Raw genomic sequence first — 612 nt, forward strand, 5'->3', positions numbered from 1 at the left:
ATCAGTCCCGAATCGTGAGAGTGTCGATGGAAAAGCGGCTGATGCATTGCTAGAGCATGAAGGCGTAAAAGCCGTTGCTGACGAATCCGAGCAAACTTCGGAAGCATTTCAAGAAGAAGGTAAAGCCCCCGTCGTAGCGAAGCAAGCTTTGTCGCCAATGGAGTCAGAGGCTCAGTTGGATTCAAAACAAAGCGCTCAGAACACAGACTCGCAAGATAAGATAACGGTGGCCAGTGCGATGGGAGAAGGTCAGCAACTACTCGGTCGTATTGAACAAGCGAACCAAGCATTGCAAACCAATGATTCTTTTGTTGATAGCGGCAAGGGTTTGCCTCTACAGACGACGCAAGCAACCTCTTTCTCTGCTCCAGTGTCGAAACTGGTCGAACCAGAGGACGCAAAAGCGCTAGCAGCGTTGCAATCGACGCCTTCTGTTGAGCAAGTGAATTTGGCGGCCGATCAGCAACTGGAACCAATCTTAGATGCCAATGGAAAGCCGATTGATATTGAGAAGCTACAGTCTCAATCAACTGAATGGCAAAACCTGACTGCGCCTCCTGTAATGGATGCTTCAGCAATGCAACAAGCTCAGGCGAACACCTCAGGTGCATT

1 pseudogene is annotated in these 612 nt (G+C 49.5%); it reads left to right on the plus strand.

Annotated features, from left to right (window positions below):
* Positions 1-612 (plus strand): annotated as a pseudogene (locus tag R7Z49_RS26130) (flagellar hook-length control protein FliK); the annotation flags it as partial.

The organism is Vibrio sp. 1562, from assembly GCF_033340155.1.
Lineage (GTDB): Bacteria > Pseudomonadota > Gammaproteobacteria > Enterobacterales > Vibrionaceae > Vibrio > Vibrio alginolyticus.